The organism is Phocaeicola massiliensis B84634 = Timone 84634 = DSM 17679 = JCM 13223, from assembly GCF_000382445.1.
GTDB classification, from domain to species: Bacteria; Bacteroidota; Bacteroidia; order Bacteroidales; family Bacteroidaceae; genus Phocaeicola; species Phocaeicola massiliensis.
In genome coordinates this window covers 545,993-564,194 of sequence record NZ_KB905473.1, presented here as the reverse complement: position 1 = coordinate 564,194, position 18,202 = coordinate 545,993, and the positions used below count along the sequence as shown (strand labels likewise).

The following is an 18,202-nucleotide window of genomic DNA, read 5'->3' as shown; positions in this document are numbered from 1 at the left end:
TCAGTAACTAACCAATAAATGAAAATGAAAACAAACAAGTTTATGACTTATGCTCTCTCGGCCATGATGCTGGGAAGCCTGGCTGCTTGCAGCAGTGATGATTCCGAACCCGACAATGGTGGAAACAGTGGTGGTGAGACAACGGACACACCTTATGTATGGGGAACTGAAGGCTCAATCAAGACGTGTGATCATTTGTTGTTCAATGAGGATAAGTCTGAAAACAAAAAAGGAACAGTAATAGGAAATGGTGACCAGGAATTTGTATTCAAAGGAACCCAGACCCTTGCCAAAGGTACATACCTGTTGAAAGGATGGGTTTATGTGGGAGCAGGTTCTACATTGACCATTGAACCGGGAACTGTCATCAAAGGTGATAAAGACACACAAGCTGCCCTGATTATAGAACCGGGCGGAAAACTGATAGCCGAAGGAAAGCAGGATGCTCCTATCGTATTTACCTCTGAAATGCCGAAAGGACAACGCAAACCCGGTGATTGGGGCGGTTTGATTATCTGTGGTAAGGCAAAGAACAATCAAGGCGTGCTGAATCAGCAGATTGAAGGGGGGCCCCGTACCAAACACGGAGGGGATGATGACTCCGACAATTCCGGTATCATCCGCTATGTACGTGTGGAGTTTGCCGGTTATCCCTTTATGAAAGATAAGGAAATCAACGGCATTACGTTCGGCTCGGTCGGTAGCGGTACTACCATTGACCACTTGCAGGTTTCTTATTCCAACGATGACTCTTATGAATGGTTCGGCGGTTCTGTAAACTGTAAATATCTGGTTGCCTATAATGGTTGGGATGACGAATTCGACACAGACAACGGATTCTCCGGTAAAGTACAATATGGCTTGTCTATCCGCGATCCGAGAATTGCCGATACATCACAATCAAACGGATTTGAATCGGACAACTGTGCCGATGGTTCTCTGGTTTCTCCCTATACAACGGCAGTATTCAGTAACATTACTTTTATCGGCCCGCTCGGACGTGATGCCGGATTTACCAATGATGAAAGCTATATCAATGCCGGCAGCTTCAACCCCAATAACGGTTCAGCTCTCGGGAAGTTCCAGTCAGCGATGCAAATCCGCCGTTCCAGCCGTTTGAATTGCTTCAATTCTGTAGCAGTGGGATATCCTGTCGGTTTGATTATTGACGGCGAGAAAGGAAACACGGTAGAACAAGCACAAGAGGGCATTATCAATTTGCAAAATATTTGGTTTGCCGGTATGACAGTCACCGGTTCGGATGCCAACAAAGTGTATGATGACGTGCTTTATGATGCAGTAAACAAAACTATTATCGATGCCGGTCAGGAGTCCTATTCTTCCAGCTTCTTCAAAGCACAAAAAGGAAATAAAGTACTTGCCGACATGAATGAACTGAACTTTAAAGACGGACGCGGCATCGGTGTAAATTATATGCCGAATGCAAATAGCCCGGTACTGACTGCCGCTTCATTCGACAATGCTCTATTAGACAATGGATTTGATAAGGTAGACTACATCGGGGCATTCGGTATAAATGACAACTGGCTGGACGGTTGGACTAACTTCGACCCTAACAATACAGACTACTAATACACTTTTTTGAAAACACACAAATAGCTAGTGATTTTTACGGAGATTCTATGGGTAAAGTCGTAGAATCTCCGTATTTTTGTATCCAAACCTAAAAACATTTAATATATATACCTATGTATCCATTAAAATTTAACCCCATTCTAAAATCCACCATCTGGGGTGGTGAAAAGATTATCCCGTTCAAACATCTTGCAACCGAACAGGCACAAGTAGGCGAAAGCTGGGAAATCTCGAATGTTCCGGGCGACGAATCAGTAGTTGCCAATGGTACAGACGCAGGCAAAAACCTGAGTGACATGGTAAAAGAATACAAAGGAGCATTAGTAGGTGAAAGCAACTATCAACGTTTCGGAGATAATTTCCCTTTGCTTATCAAATTCATTGATGCATGCGATGATCTTTCCATACAAGTTCACCCCGATGACGAACTTGCCAGGAAACGCCACAACTCAATGGGAAAGACAGAAATGTGGTATGTAATCGATAATGCAGGTGGCAAAGCTCATCTTCGTTCCGGTTTGAAAAAGAAAATCACTCCTGACGAATATGCAGCAATGATTGCAGACAATACAATTTGTGATGCTTTGGCAGACTATACTGTTCAGCCGGGAGACGTATTCTTCCTGCCTGCCGGACGAATCCATAGCATTGGTGCCGGATGCTTTATTGCAGAAATCCAACAAACATCCAATGTAACCTACCGTATCTATGATTTTAACCGCAAAGACAAGAATGGCAATACACGCGAATTGCATACCGAACTGTCGAAAGATGCCATCGATTATACAGTGGAAGAAGACTATCGCACCAGCTATACGCCGGAACAAAACAAACCGATAGAATTGGTAACCTGCCCCTACTTCACCACTTCTGTATACGACCTGACGGAAAATATGACTATGGATTACAGCGAACTGGATTCTTTTGTAATCTATATCTGTATGGAAGGTTCATGCACGGTAACTGATAATGAAGGTCATTCGTTGGAAATTCAGGCAGGAGAGTCTATACTTTTCCCCGCTACCACTAAAGAAGTAAATGTAACGGTAAACGAACATGTGAAATTTCTGGAGACTTATGTATAATCCAATTTCACCGATGCAACTATGACTAAAAAAGAACTTATGCGGAAAGCCATCGAGCTTTCCATTGAGAATGTCGCAAACGGAGGAGGACCTTTCGGAGCCGTCATCGCCAAAAACGGAGAAATAATAGCAACAGGTGTCAACCGGGTAACCGCTTCGTGTGACCCCACCGCCCACGCTGAAGTAAGCGCCATACGCGCCGCCGCTGCCAAGCTGGGAACATTCGACTTAAGCGGATATGAAATCTATACCTCCTGTGAACCCTGTCCTATGTGTTTGGGTGCTATATATTGGGCACGATTGGATAAGATGTATTATGCCAACAATAAAACGGATGCAAAAAATATAGGTTTCGATGATTCATTTATCTATGATGAACTGGAACTGAAACCGGAAAACAGAAAACTTCCTTCTGAAGTTATGTTACGCGAAGAAGCTATTAAAGCATTCGAAGCATGGAGTTCTAAAACAGACAAGATAGAATATTAAAGAAATGGGGGTGTGTCAAACATTGATAATACCATATTTTGCTAGGTTTCAGTTTTGACACATTCCCATTTTCTATACAAATAATATTAATTACACTCTTTATCAAATCCTATTTCTTTCATCAACTTATTATATTCTTCTTCCTCACGGCACAACGGCTTATACCAAGTATATTTCAGTATAACAGTTGTCGCAATCAGTATCAGAACAGATACAATAAAGCCCAGATTTCCGCGCACAACCAAGTACATCGGTACAATAGTCAGACAACACTGCCACACAATACCAATGGTAACATTAAATGCGTCACGCTTAAAATTCTTATTACGAGTCACTTGCGGATAGCGCGCTATTGCCTTGTCGACAATTGGTTTCCACCATCCCCACGGACGAACGCGAATATAGAAATTAATCAGAGTGTCTTCATCTGTCGGAGGAGCAGAATAAGTTCCGACAATACACCCTATCAGCGAAATACCAAATAAAACAGGGAAGAAATAGAGCACCAATCCATCAGGGACTGTAAATTTCATCACAATAGCGGCAACCACACCTGCTGTCATACCCCAAAAATAACCTTCTCCATTGAAACGCCACCAATGCCATTTCAATACATTGGCAGCAATGTAGCCACCAAACAGGGCACCCACAATCCACTGGAATATCTCATTGATATCTTTTAAGAAAAAGCCCATAACCGTGCTGATAATCACAACCAGAACAGAAATCAAATAACTGGCACGAATCTGTGTCTTGACAGTAGCTTTGGGGTTGATATACTTCAAATAGATATCATTTACTACGTATGCCGGAGCTGCATTGACGGTAGATGCAAAAGTAGACATGAACGCTGACAGCAGACCCGCCAATAAAAGTCCTGCCAATCCCACCGGTACATATTTTGTTATCAAATGAGGCAATATGGTCTCAAAATCCGTGTTTGTTGCTGTCATTTGAGACAAACCACCGTCCACTTTAAAGAAGTAAATCGCCAACAGAGCAAACCCCATAATCATCAGATAACGCGGAATCAGCAAAATAACCGGTACGGAACCACTCATCATAGCTGCCTCTTTCGGAGACTTACATGAAAGAATCTTCTGCATATCATAGTTAGGTGCAGGACCTGCCATACTCATAAATATACCTTTCAACAATGCCATCATCACAAAGATACCCATCAAACTATAAGGCTCATTAGCCATTCGTTCCGTCAACAGACTCATTCGCTCACTCCAGTCAATATCAAGTGCCCAGCCGAAGAACGGTGAATCCCATCCTTTGGGAACAAACTCTTGAATCATTTCGGGAGCTACCATATTCATACCGATAACAGCAATGATAATACCTGCCACTGTCATAATCATAAACTGAACCACATCTGTCCATACAATACTGAGCATACCGCCCAACATCACGTAAAAGGTAGCAATTGCCGTAAAGAATATGCCATAAAAATGAGGAACATATTGCAACGGAATATCAAAAGGCACATACTGTGAAACCACCTCCCACGGGAAGAATATCTCCATAAACTTACCAATGCCGATAAAACCGTAACTCAGAAAACCCAATACACTCAGCAGAGCGAAAACAATCACAATAGTATGCGACAAAGTAGCTCCTTTTCCATGTCCGAAACGGGTTTTAATCCATTCGGCACCTGTCAGCACATTACTTCGGCGCAACCATACGGAAAGATACACCATCAGGAATATCTGATTGAACACCGGCCACAGCCAAGGAATCCACAAACTCTTAAAACCATATGCAAAGGCCCAATAAACCATCAACATGGTTCCGGTAATATCAAACATACCCGAAGCATTTGAAAGTCCGAGCATATAAAACGGAAGGGACTTGCCCCCCAAAAAATACGAATCCATATTTTTTGCCGCTTTCTTCTTCAGGAATAGCCCGATAAGAACTATGACAATCAGATAAGCGCAAATAATCAGGATGTCAACAACATGTAATTTCATATATTATTTACTTTAAGATTTTTCTTGTTCAAGCAATTCTGTATGTCAACCGATCTGTACTTCTACCTTCTTCCGTATATCATCCGACTTGACAGACACCACTATGCCACCTATCGTCTTATCAAAAACGGCTTTTACCGATTTACCGTTTACTTTTACTTTTGTTCCTGCCTGGATTCCCGGCAATTCAATACGATAAGCTCTTTTTTGAGGTTGCCCCTTGTACGAGCCTTTTGCCGGATGGATAGTAACAAAGGTCTGTTCTCCTTCCTTACGATAGTTCATTAATGTAGAAGCAGATTCACCTTGCTGATAGGCTGTTGTAATCCCGTCATCTTCATATAGGGTATAAGAGTGATTACATCCTTCGTTGCCCGGATAACAACGGACAATCAACTCGGTAAGCGGAGTCGAACACATACGTTCTGTATAAGGTTGCATAGGTAATGGGTAGCCCCCCTTCACAAATAAAGGAAATTCATCCAACGGACTTTCTACCGTCACTGTCCGGCCCCCTTGATATGCTTTCCCCGTGAAGAAATGGTACCAGTTTTCCCCACCCGGCAACCATACCTCTTGCGAGACCAGCTTCTGTTCTCCTTCTCCCGGCATGGTAACCGGCGCTCCCAACAATAAATCGCCGAATAAGAATTCACCCGGACATTGATATGCTTTCTCGTCCGAGGGGTATTCCAAATATAATCCTCTATTAAGTGGAATCATATCTTCATAACACTGATGGACAGAAGAATAAATATAAGGCATCAACTGCGAACGAAGGTGATAGATGCGTTTCATGGCTTCTTCTTCCTTATCCCCCCACAACCAAGGACGGCGATCGAGTTTCTCATCATATACTGAATGGATGCGGAGAGATGAATTCAATAAACCGAATTGTGTCCAACGAGTATAAAGCTCTGCATCATCTCCTCCATAAAATCCGCCCAAGTCATGCGCCCAGAAAAAGCAACCGGCATTACCGCTCGTTGTAGTCAAATCAATTTCAAAACGCAGCAACTCCCAATTGGCAACGGCATCACCTGAAAACTGGATGGGATGGCGGTGATCTCCCCAACCTGCCCAACGACTGAAACCGGCACCACGAAGATTATTACGGGCAGAATAATCATAATAGATTTTATTCAACCACGGCAAATGCCTCATCGATGTACCTCTGACGTATGGATAAAGATAATCCTGCTGCCAATCCAACCACCAAAAAGCAACGCCCATTTGATCGCTCTCTTGGTGGGCATGTTTCATAAATGCTTTCATATATTCCGGATTCCCTGCATCAAACAAAGGAACTCCGTTTTTCAGCGTATCGGCTCCCAAGTCACGGATAAACATAGGATAAGCATCATCATGCGGACGTAACCCATCGTGCGGATGCTCATTCAATACCACATATACATGGTCATCTTTCAAATCCTGTATCAGTTTGGCGGGGTCTTTTATCAGTTTCCTGTTCCAACTATAACCTGTCCACCCTCTGGTTCCTGCATGGCCCGTACCAACGGTAGCATTCTGAGTATGCCATCCCATATCAAAAACCATGATGTCCAACGGGAAATCATGCTCTTTATATTCACGCACCAACTGACGGTAATCATCATCCGTATAATTCCACCAGCGACAATACCACGAACCATGTACATATTTACGTGGCATAGGTGCCGGACCACTGACAACACGAAGAGAACGTAAAGCCGACTTATAATCGTTTCCATAAACAAACAAATACAAATCCTGTACATGGTCTTTATCACGCGCACTCACCCAACCGTCGCGCAACACTTCTTTGCCCGTATCATTTATCAGATACCAACCGTCACGGCTTAACAAACCTTCCTGACGATCTACCGGACCATCCACTTCATCCAAGGTCGTAAGAGCTCCCAGTAGATTCTTACTTTGCCTGCTGGCTATATACCAATGTTTCTCTTTGGCCTCTTCACCATTCTTAAAATAAACATGCAAATTGGTTTGTCCAAACGGAAATCCGTCCGCGTAATATTCAATCCGCATCACCGGAGTAGACAATACATAATGATCTTTTGACTTTTCCTCTACTTTCACGTCTTTACACTCCGTCGAACGATCAATGGCAAACAAAGTAGGATCATCCAAAAAATGACCATTCTGTGCATATTCCATACGCACCAATTGGTCGGTAATGAAAGTAAAACGGCTATTGCCGATAATAACCGGATTAGCCCAAAGCACCCGGCCGGATAATAAAAAGACAAGTAAAAATAGTAACTTATTAAAATGCTTCATAATAGTACATTTATGGTTTTATCTGTATCGTTGTCAATACATTCACCCCATATTTCCCATCCTTTGAAACCCACCAGTCTACATCACCATTGGCACATCGGACAGCATAACGAGGATTATACTTCAATCGCTCCGACACATCAGGCAACCATAACCCCAAACGATAATTTCCCGGAGAAACAGGTACCTTCCCTGCAAATGAGATTGAGTGAACCAAAGGAGTATAAGTAACATCTCCAGGTTGATATGGCTGGCAGTCGGAAGAACTGAACAATGCCGGCAATTCCATTATTCCTTCCTTTTCGTCAATCAATACAAAATAAGCAGGGCGTTCACTACTGAAACCGGCAAATCCACGATTAATAAACTCCAAATTTAAAGTCAATGCTTCTCCATTCCTTATCGTTTGCGGCATTCCCAATCTCTGCAATTCGATGCGATATCCCAAATGGTCACGAATATAATCAAAAATACTACGTGAAACCAATGTTCCATCCTTTTTTTGAAAATAATGGTCTGATACCGGCATGTGATATTTTCTTAAGGAGTCTGCATTTATCATACTTTTTTTCCACACAATCATCGAATATTCAGGAGCATTCGCCTCATCAAACATCCGATTGGGATGCTGTTCCTTATAATTATGAATAACACTCAATGAGGTATAATGCTGGAGAAAAAAACGACGTGCCGCTCCCATACCATCAATAATCCATCCGGCAGACGGGCTGTCAGGGTCACATCCGGCACTCCAAAAGCCCCACGGCAATTCACCGTCTACAACCAAATAAGGTGATTCTTTTACAATTTGTTCAAAATTGGGTGTACCTTCATGCATATCTCCATCCCAACGATCAGGCTTGATAACAATAAAGTCATCATGAAAAGAAACACGTTTATACAACTCCGGTTTACCTTTCAGAAGATTCTTGAATTCGGGAAGTCTTACTTGTACGTTCTTCTCGGCAGGTACCACTTCCAACAACTTTTCCAATATAGCAATCTTTGCCGTATCGGAATGCTCCAAACCATGAATAGAACTATGCCATTCTCCCCATGCACCGATAACACCCGCCTGAACGACCAGAATCAAATCTCTATTCTTATGCAGAAATGGTTTCAACTGATCAAGATGTGCCAATGCTTCTTTCAATGTAGGTCCTACCGGTTCCTGACGCACAAAATCTTTTTCATAAGCAAAACGCAAGACTGTTTTCTTTCCCAATTGTCGCAACCTGTCAAAATATACCTGCATGGTCTGAAATTCAGTATCAGACAACTTTTTATCTGTCAGGTAAGTCAAATAAAAATAGCTTTGCGAAAGCGATACACTATCCGAAGCATACTTCAACGACAAAGTATCCAATTGCAAGGTAGGGCACTCTTTTTGAGTAACAAGATCGACAGCCGTTTCCAAACGAAACCCGCGTTCGGGATTATACAGTCCCTCACTACCATTCGCATCATCCACAGCAATACCCCGGTAATGAACTATTTTCTCACTATCAGTACAACTGCACACACTTGCCAAGCCAAGCATAAACAACAAACAATGTCCCCAATATTTCATATTCATGTTTCTATTTTCTTTCAACCGAGTCTTTATTTCTCTAAAATCACACTGACCGGATAATGGTCTGAAATCCCCTCATTCTCTTTTCCATTATGTACAGCAGCACTCTTACATTTCTCCATCAATGAGGGAGAAAGCAATATATAATCCAACCGTTCACGACGTTGCGGCAAACGCTTGTCATCCCACTGCCAATCATAAAGGAAAGCAGCCGGAAAACTCATGCGCGCACTTGCCGGATGTACCATCCGTCCGATCGCATCTTCCATTCCTGCCGCAAGAAAAGTAGAAATAACAGAAAAGTCATATCGTCCTTCTCTCAAATTACGATATTTTTTTTGTGATAAATCCCAACGTTGCATATTTGCCAACAATGTATCATGTTTAGCAATCTCATCGGCATCCAATGGGGAATGAGCATTCAAATCACCCGCCACATAATAGTCTTTCAAATGATTTGCCTGAATATAATCCACAATTTGTTGCGCTTCATTCAAGCGGTATTTCCACTCAAAAGGACTAAGATGAGTAGCAATGACATCGACACCGGCTGTCTTAACATGCATCATGCCATGCCAAAATCCTTCTACTTGTTTCTTAATCACTTCTATCGGTTGCTTGGAAAGCACTCCGACAGGATACCCCTCTTCCTTCACAATGGCAGCATACGGATACCCACACACCTGCCCCAATGTTTTCAAATCCTTTTCCTTAAAGCCAACTAATTCTGTCAACACAAAGATATCAGCAGCCTGTTTTTGAGTCCATTCGATAAAACGCGCACGCCTCAACGAGTCTCCTTCAAAACCATTCCAAATATTATAAGAAATAAGTTTCATTTGTTGTCCGGTCTGTCCCCACATGGAAAGAGCAGAGCAAGGAAGCAGCATCAAGAGGATTAATCCTAAAAACTTTTTCATTTATTCAAATATGTTTCGTTTTTATCAATCAGATTATTAATCGCATCTACGGATGTTGCCGAACGTAATCCGTCTGCCGGTGTATGCATACAGTAATCTACCAGTTTATCAATAGTAGAAGTCACCACATGCATACGAGTATCACTGGATGCATAATAGATATATACAGTACCGTCCTCATCTGCAATCCAACCATTAGAGAATAACACATTGGATACATCTCCCACTCTTTCACTGCCCAGTGGAGCCAAGAAATAACCTGCCGGTTCTGCTGTCAGCTTCCAAGGTTCATCCAATGCCGTCATATAAAGATAAAGTACATAGCGCAATCCGGCAGCACAGGCACGCACCCCATGTGCCAAATGCAACCATCCGGCAGATGTTTTGATGGGATGTGGTCCCTCCCCATTCTTTACCTCTTTTATTGTATGATAATAACGATGATTTATAATGATTTCCTCTTTCACTTCTGCCTGTGTTATATCATCTATAAGTGCCCAACCGATACCTCCTCCGTTGCCGGCATTGATAAAATCATCTTGCGGACGGGTATAGAGTGCATATTTTCCATTAACAAACTCAGGATGAAGCACTACGTTCCGCTGCTGACTGTAAGACTTCAGGTCCGGCAAACGTTCCCATTCCACCAAATCCTTGGTACGGACAATACCTGCCTTTGCCACTGCTGACGAAAGGTCGCCGGCCGGTGCACTGTCGTCATGGCATTCACTGCAAAATATTCCATATATCCAGCCGTCTTCATGGGCAGTGAGACGCATATCATATACATTTGTTTCTGCAGGATTAATATCAGGCAATGTTATGGGACGCTTCCAAAAGCGAAAATTATCAATGCCGTTCGGACTCTCTGCTACAGCAAAAAAAGATTTCCGGTCTGCACCTTCCACACGGACAACCAATACGTATTTACCATTCCATTTTATGGCTCCGCTATTCATGGTTGCGTTAAAACCGATACGCTCCATACAATATGGATTGGTAGCCGGATTAAAATCATAGCGCCACTCCAACGGTATATGTTCCCGCGTAACTATCGGATACGTATAACGACAAACAATACCATTCGTTTCTTCCACCGGAAGATTTGACCGCTGCAACAATGCTTCATGTTGCTGCTGCAACAAAGCTATTTTCTGTTCAAAATCTACATTCATATGCCTGTATTTATCATGTATTAACGATTATTTCATCTCTTCTTTTACCATTGCTGCAAATTTCTCAATTAATAGAGTACAAACCTAATAGAATCCAAGCATTAAATGATGAAATCTTATCAATCCGGCAAAAGCAGCTTTCATATATACGCTGTGATTGGTTACGGTGATTCATCCAAGAATCCCCCACAATACGTTGTGCCCCTTTTGCATTCTCAATATAATCAGACAACAATTCAATAAGAAAACTTCAGACACACCGGTCTCGAGGTTTCTATCTTTTCTCCCGTATCGGTCAGCAAACCTGTTTCCTTATTAATCTCAAATATCTGAATCAGGTTACTATCCCTGCAAGCTACCAATAAATAACGGCCATTGGGCGTAATGACAAAGTTACGCGGATGAATACCTGTCAATTCATAACCAATTTTTGTCAATGTCCCTTTATCACTGTCCACAGCAAAAATAGCAATGCCATCTGCTTTCAGACGATTGGAAGCATACAGAAACTTCCCATCGGGAGTGATATGAATATCAGCACTTCCTTTGGCGCCGACCGTATCGGCAGCTATATACTGGATAGCATCCAGTTTTCCTTCATGATAAGAAAAAGCCGTTACTTTACCTGATAGTTCATTAATAAGATAAGCAAATTTCTGATTGGGATGGAAACAGATGTGACGGGGACCCGAACCGGGTTCCACCTTTATGTCGGTCGACTCTCCTTCATTCAGCAAGGAATGGGAAACTCCATCAGAGACCGATTCGCTCACCGGGAAGACATGTATTTGGTCTGTTCCCAAATCATTTGCCAACAGATATTTGTGGTCAGGAGTAAATTCCGCACAATGCAAATGGGGTTGCGACTGCCTTTCTTTGTCGGGACCATCGCCGACAAAGGAAATCAAACGGCTGTCCGACTCCAATCTGCCTTCCTTATTCAGTGGGAAGACAGTGATGCTTCCGCCCATGTAATTAGCCGTCAACACAAACTTACCGGAAGGGCTCAACGTAATGTAACAAGGCGCTCCGCCGTTGGTGGGCTGAGAGTTCAGCAATGTCAACTTGCCGTCCTCCTTATTAAATATAATGGCATTCGCCGTAGAAGTCTGTCCGTCATCCTCGCCTACGGCATACAGTCTTTCACCATCCACAGACGGAGTGAGATAAGAAGGATTCGAGATTCCTTTCAAACCACTGATATAAGTTGCCTTCCCGGTATCTTCGCTAAACCGATAAACCTTGACGCCTTCTTCGTCCGGTGTGGCATAACTGCCTACAAACAAGAACATTTTATCACTATTTTCATCCACTGTAACTATATTCTTCTGTGGCTTTGAAGTGCAAGCACCCAACAACAAACCACTTATACACAACGCTAATATTTTTTTATTCATAATATATTTATATAAAATTTGGGAGCACATAATGCGCTCCCAAATATACTCACTTCTTGGCAAAACACATGCTATAACGACCTAAATTCTTTATTATTCTTTTTTTAATTGATTGATTTTCACCTCAGCCACTCCCAATCCATCCGAATTCAAAAGAATACGCAAGTCACTTGCGGTAGTGCCTTTGAATGTGTAAGACATCCATTCATTAAACTTCGACACGCTGCCCGAATAGACCGTCAGGAACTGTCCTCCACCGCCCGAAAGTTGGATTTCAAAATCCGCCTCGCCGGTATTCTCTTTCTTCCAAGCAATCGACAGACCATCTATTTTTGCACCGTTCTCCAAAGCAAAAGTAATATAGTCCCCCTTGTTCCCTTGCCAGCAAGTCTTCAAATCATTATCGAGTGTCATGCCCACATCTTGCATTTCGGTACTGGCGGAAATAGCATCTCCCTTACTGTTTCCTGTTTCAGACCACACGCCATTCATGCCATATTCCACCACCGCAAACTTATCACTCAGGCGAATATCCTCCGAAGAAGCGCCGGCCATCACTCTGAACTCGCCCGGTTCCACCACCCAGTCATTCTTTGCGTTCAGCAGTTCCATATCTTTACGATCAAGCATAAAACGGACTTCCTTGGTTTCACCCGGCTTCAGATGAAGACGTTCAAAACCCACCAAATTCTTTTCGTAAGTAGTCAGAGAACTGACAACATCCCTTAAATAGAGCTGTACGACTTCATCTCCTGCCCGTTTGCCGGTGTTAGTAACCTTACAGGTGACGGTTACTTTCTGATTTGGTGTAATTACTTTCGGGCTCACCTGCAAATCGGAATATTCAAAAGTAGTATAACTCAATCCGTAACCAAACGGATACAAAGGACCGTTTACACGAGACATATTTCCGGGCATCCCCGGATTCTTCCCGCCATCAATTTGCGAAGAAGGTTTAGCCGGGAAATTTAACGGAATCTGTCCGACACTCTTCGGGAAAGTAACCGTCAGCTTTCCACCCGGATTATAATCTCCAAACAAGGCATCGGCAACGGCTATGCCTCCCATCGAGCCCGGATACCACGCCTCCAGAATGGCAGGGACAAATTTATCCGCCCAATTTATGGAAAGCGGACGGCCATTGATTAATACCAGCACGACCGGTTTCCCGGTGGCGTATACCGCTTTCAATAAATCAAGCTGGCGTCCCGGCAAGTCAAGACTGCTTCTCGACTTATTCTCACCACAAGTACGTTGTCCGCCTCCAAGCACCACGACAGCTACATCCGCCTGCTTAACATCGGCTACCGCTTTATCTATTTCATCCTTTTCCGTCTCCGTCAACGGATAATCAATTAATTCGGACTCAGGCCAATTGTCATCAACCAATTCACAACCTTTGGCATATAGCACCTCCGCTTTACCTTTCACTTTATCCTTAATCCCCTGCAACACAGTAACCACATCTACAGCCAAAGGACCATAGTGAGTCAAAGCATAACCGCTCTCATCCGCATTAGGACCACATACAGCTATTTTCTTTATTGATGAAATATCTAACGGCAATGTATTCCGTTCATTTTTCAGTAACACCAGCGACTCTTTGGAAGACTGAAGAGCCACTTCCAAGTTCTCCTTCTTCTCCACTTCCTTATCGGCACCTTCCAAGTCTGTTTGATAAGGCTCGTCGAACAACCCTACCAAGAACTTGACACGGAGAATATCCCGCACACGGTCGTTTATCAGTTCTTCACTTAATCCCCCTTCTTCAACAAGTTCGCGCAACGGCAACACATACGAGTCCGGAGAACGGAAGGTGCAACGGACATTCAGTCCGGCTTCCACACTCTGCCTCACAGCCTCCTTCATATCCTTTGCCGTTCCATGCTTGGTATACAGATATTCCACCGCATCACTATCCGAAACGACATATCCCCTGAACCCCCATTCACCGCGTAAACGGGTAGTAAGCCAATAAGAACTGCTTTGAATAGGAAAGCCGTCATAATCATTATAAGAACTCATCACTCCCAACAAACCTGCCTCCTTTATCACTCTCCTAAACGGATAAACATGAACCATCTCCACCTCACGAGGAGACATTTGCGGGTCGACACGCGCCATGCCCTCACGCGCACCTTTATTATTACTATAAGCTATAAAATGTTTACCGGTGGCAGCTACCTGATGATTATATTGCATTCCTTTCACCATCTCAATACCTAATTCGGCTACCAGATAGGGGCTCTCACCATACACCTCCTCATAACGCCCCCAGCGCTGGTCACGCCCCACATCGAGAATAGGAGCATACACATTAGTATAGCCCAACATACGTCCCTCACGTCCGGTTATCCTCCCCACTTTATAAATTAAATCACGGTTCCAAGTATGTCCCAATCCGAGTTGCGTCGGGAAATTCGTAGCACGATAACTCTCTACCCCCCGAATGCCTTCGTTGGTAAAATCGACCGGAATTCCAAGACGGGTATCCTCAACAAAAAACCGCTGTACTTCATTCAATGCCCATGCATGCCGGGAAGCCGGCCACACATTCTCATTATCCGAAGGAGGAAGCCCCCATTGCTGAAAACCATTCAAGTGTTCATCAATGGCTCCTATTCCATCTTTCCACAACATATTCTTCCATTCGGAAGTAGGAAGTGCATCCTTCAGCACCCTTTTATAACCGTAGAGCGTCACCATTTGGCAAGTCTTCTCTTCGATATTCATTTGTCCGAGAAGGTCTTCAATACGGTCTTCAATTTTTGCATTCGGATTTTCATAAACATCCATCACACCATTCTTATTAAAGTCAATCCATCCTTTATGGTACATAGATTTCTTGACAGGCTGATAGACTTTCGGTATTTTAATTGTTGCCTGTGCCGAGAGCATCGCAGAACTTCCCAACAGAGCAAAAGTAAGAAACAGGTTCTTCATCATATTCTGATTATTGGATTTAATTATCACTATTTGTCGGGGTAAAGATAAAGAAAACCCCTCAGACAACAGAACAAAATTGTCCATAAGGTTATCCATTTTTGTACAAGAATGCTCACAAACATAGCTTTAAGTCATATTGGCAAAAGATTGATTCACACAGAATATTACTAATAATTGCAAAGGGATGGCATATAATTGAGAAAAAATTATTATGTTTGCAACATCTATCATAGATACCAGTTCGGGCTTGACTGGATTTGACAGCGAGTTGGAGTGGTATGTAAGCATGCAGTGCGTCGGTGATTGGCACTATAATCTCAGTTATCAAAATTTTATCTGGCAACGAAAATTACGCTCTCGCTGCTTAATCGAAGTATAGTAGATTAACTTTATTTCTGCCATAGTGGTAGAAACGAGATGTCACTCAAAAGCTCTTGTTCCGAAGCGTTTGGTAAAGTGGCACAGCAAATTCGGGAATAGTTTGAGACTTTCCTCGCATCTCTCACGAAATTTTAGAGGATAAGGTATAGATTGGTGGCTTCGGTCTTGTCTATACACGAAAATTCAGGCGAAGATAAGCATGTAGAAAGCGTATGGCTTCCTCGTTTGGACGAGGGTTCGACTCCCTCCAGGTCCACTAAAAAGTCTCTGAATATCAGAGGCTTTTTCTTTTTATATATTCCTTCATTTATGGGAGCGCATGGCTCAGTCATTATTCTTGGCGATTTAAAGACAAAGGGAAGAATAAGCCGTTTCCTAAGGTCGGTCAAGGTATTTTAAACGGAAGATTATTACAGTCTGCGGCAATGGACTGTACAGTCCACTGTAGGGACATTCATTAAATATTACAAAATCAGCCAACTAATTCATACACAAATTATTGCGAATTAGTTGGCTTTTTTGTATCTTTAGGTATTCCCCCGAAAATAAGGTTTGACGGCCAAAACGGGGGAAATATCCAAACTAATAAGATATGGCAAAGATAGTGAATATTTCAGAAATTCACCCTACTTTGGGTTTTACAGAATTTGATATTCTGGAAAAATACCGCAAGAGTTTTAATGAGAGTGAGCTTGGCAAGCTTCATTCAGTCTTTCCGTTTGAATGTATGGCAAAAGCCGCAGGCCTGTCGGACCGGCGCCTGGGACGCAGGAACAGATTCAGTCCTTCCGCAAAGATCGCCCTTATGGTCCTGAAGGCATACACCGGATTCTCCGACAGGCAACTGGTGGAACATCTGAACGGGAACATACACTACCAGATTTTCTGTGGAATTATGATTCCCCCGTCCCTTCCCATAACCAACTTCAAGATAGTCAGTGCCATCCGTAATGAGATAGCATCCCGCCTTGACATTGATTCTTTCCAGGAGCTCCTGGCTTCACACTGGAAACCTTATCTTGATAACCTTCACGTCTGCATGACCGATGCCACATGCTATGAAAGCCACATGCGTTTTCCTACGGACATGAAACTCCTTTGGGAAAGCCTCGAATGGCTCTACAGGCATATATGCCGGCATTGCAAGGAGCTGGGCATAAGGCGTCCGCGCAACAAATACAGGAATGTGGCGGAATCCTATCTGTCCTACTGCAAGAAAAGAAAGAGGAGAGCTTCAAGGACAAGAATGCTTAAGCGCCGTATGATCAAGCTTCTTGAAAAGCTCCTCAGTCAAAGGGATGGAATCCATAGCGAGTACGGTGCTTTACTCCGATATACCCAGGATTATCATAAGCGTCTTTCCATCATCAGAAAGGTGCTTGTACAAGAAAAGGAAATGTTTGAAGGGCGGAAAGTCAGTGACCGCATCGTCAGCATTGACCGTCATTATGTACGTCCCATCGTCAGAGGCAAGGAAACCAAGTCCGTCGAGTTTGGTGCAAAGGTCAATAATATACAGATAGACGGCATATCGTTCATAGAACACCTCTCGTTCAAGGCATTCAATGAGGGTATACGCTTGAAGGACTGTATCCGTATGCAGCAGAAGCTTATGAATGTAAGGGTAAGATGTGTGGCTGCCGATTCCATATATGCCAATAATGCCAACAGAAAGTTCTGTACAAAATATGGGATATCCACATCCTTTGTGCGCAAGGGAAGGGCGGCCAAAGATGAGCCTTTGAGGAAGATGCTTAGAAGCGAACTCTCAAAAGAAAGGGCAACACGGCTTGAAGGAAGCTTCGGCACTCAAAAGCAACATTACTCGCTCTCAAGGATAAAGGCCGGAAACAGGAAGACGGAAATACTGTGGATTTTCTTTGGAATACATACGGCAAATGCCATACTGATGATAGAAAAAATCAGAAACAAAACAGCTAAAGCAGCATGATATGATTTTACTCACAGAATCAGAAGAGGTCATCAGACTTCTTCCGGAACGTCATGTCCTGTCGGATAGAATTATGTGAGAAAGCACGGAAAAATGGCAATAAGAATGGCATATGAAGTGATCATGCCCTATCATCTTCATATGCCATCTTATTTTTTAGAGACATTTACTGAATATCCCCACTGTAGCAGACTGTACGGTCCACTGCAACGGACTATACAGTCCGCTGCCGGAGACTGTAGTAATCCGACGGACAGACAGGCATAACCGAAAGGACGGAAACGCCTGGTCCGGCTAATGAAACGGCTTAGGAAACTCAAAAACGCATGCAGGGGGCTGAAGAGCGGAGAAGACAACATCAGGGGACAGGGTTTGCCTGCCCGAAAACACAAAGTAAACTGTTTTCGGGCGAGCGAACCACGCCCCT

The 18,202-nt window shown here is 43.2% G+C and carries 11 protein-coding genes and 1 other RNA gene; 5 read left to right on the top strand and 7 right to left on the bottom strand.

All coding sequences use genetic code 11. The features are described 5' to 3' along the window. The first annotated feature begins 18 nt into the window (after positions 1–18). The 3 genes from HMPREF1534_RS03890 to HMPREF1534_RS03900 all read left to right on the top strand — a co-directional run bounded on the left by HMPREF1534_RS03890 (position 19) and on the right by HMPREF1534_RS03900 (position 3,170). Positions 19–1,593, top strand: coding sequence for a hypothetical protein (locus HMPREF1534_RS03890; RefSeq protein ID WP_005943148.1), 1,575 nt, complete (start codon positions 19–21; stop codon positions 1,591–1,593). 116 nt (positions 1,594–1,709) lie between these two features. Further along, positions 1,710–2,681 (top strand): type I phosphomannose isomerase catalytic subunit, encoded by a 972-nt coding sequence (locus HMPREF1534_RS03895; RefSeq protein ID WP_005943146.1) that lies wholly within the window; start codon positions 1,710–1,712, stop codon positions 2,679–2,681. 21 nt (positions 2,682–2,702) lie between these two features. After that, positions 2,703–3,170 carry a nucleoside deaminase gene (locus HMPREF1534_RS03900; protein ID WP_018452296.1) on the top strand — a complete coding sequence of 156 codons (468 nt, stop codon included), beginning with the start codon at positions 2,703–2,705 and terminating at the stop codon, positions 3,168–3,170. Positions 3,171–3,256: 86 nt separating this feature from the next. Here the strand turns inward: HMPREF1534_RS03900 and HMPREF1534_RS03905 are convergent, their stop codons facing one another. From HMPREF1534_RS03905 to HMPREF1534_RS03935, 7 genes are all read right to left on the bottom strand, one after another. After that, the gene (locus tag HMPREF1534_RS03905) at positions 3,257–5,152 is read right to left on the bottom strand and encodes a sodium:solute symporter family protein (RefSeq protein ID WP_005943142.1); all 1,896 of its coding nucleotides are present in this window, start codon (positions 5,150–5,152) and stop codon (positions 3,257–3,259) included. A gap of 45 nt (positions 5,153–5,197) precedes the next feature. Then, a complete protein-coding gene (locus tag HMPREF1534_RS03910; protein ID WP_372588039.1) occupies positions 5,198–7,309 on the bottom strand; it encodes a glycoside hydrolase family 31 protein in 2,112 nt (703 codons plus the stop codon). Positions 7,310–7,442: 133 nt separating this feature from the next. After that, positions 7,443–9,008: a DUF4874 domain-containing protein gene (locus tag HMPREF1534_RS03915; protein WP_018452294.1), complete on the bottom strand. Its 1,566-nt coding sequence runs from the start codon at positions 9,006–9,008 to the stop codon at positions 7,443–7,445. A 26-nt stretch (positions 9,009–9,034) separates the two neighbouring features. Then, complete coding sequence (locus tag HMPREF1534_RS03920) at positions 9,035–9,925, bottom strand: endonuclease/exonuclease/phosphatase family protein (protein WP_005943135.1); 891 nt, start codon at positions 9,923–9,925, stop codon at positions 9,035–9,037. Continuing rightward, positions 9,922–11,100, bottom strand: coding sequence for a glycoside hydrolase family 130 protein (locus HMPREF1534_RS03925; protein ID WP_005943133.1), 1,179 nt, complete (start codon positions 11,098–11,100; stop codon positions 9,922–9,924). Before HMPREF1534_RS03925 ends, HMPREF1534_RS03920 begins: the two co-directional genes overlap by 4 nt. Positions 11,101–11,336: 236 nt before the next feature. Further along, positions 11,337–12,497, bottom strand: a complete 1,161-nt coding sequence (locus HMPREF1534_RS03930) for a lactonase family protein (protein WP_005943131.1) — start codon at positions 12,495–12,497, stop codon at positions 11,337–11,339. Between the two features lie 93 nt (positions 12,498–12,590). Continuing rightward, positions 12,591–15,440, bottom strand: a complete 2,850-nt coding sequence (locus HMPREF1534_RS03935; RefSeq protein WP_025066922.1) for a glycoside hydrolase family 3 N-terminal domain-containing protein — start codon at positions 15,438–15,440, stop codon at positions 12,591–12,593. 246 nt (positions 15,441–15,686) lie between these two features. Between HMPREF1534_RS03935 and ssrA the strand changes: the two genes are divergently transcribed. Together ssrA and HMPREF1534_RS03940 are read left to right on the top strand one after the other, a co-directional pair. Further along, positions 15,687–16,083: a transfer-messenger RNA gene (ssrA, locus tag HMPREF1534_RS20010) on the top strand. 333 nt (positions 16,084–16,416) lie between these two features. Beyond that, positions 16,417–17,775, top strand: a complete 1,359-nt coding sequence (locus HMPREF1534_RS03940) for a transposase (RefSeq protein WP_005935559.1) — start codon at positions 16,417–16,419, stop codon at positions 17,773–17,775. Positions 17,776–18,202 lie beyond the last annotated feature (427 nt).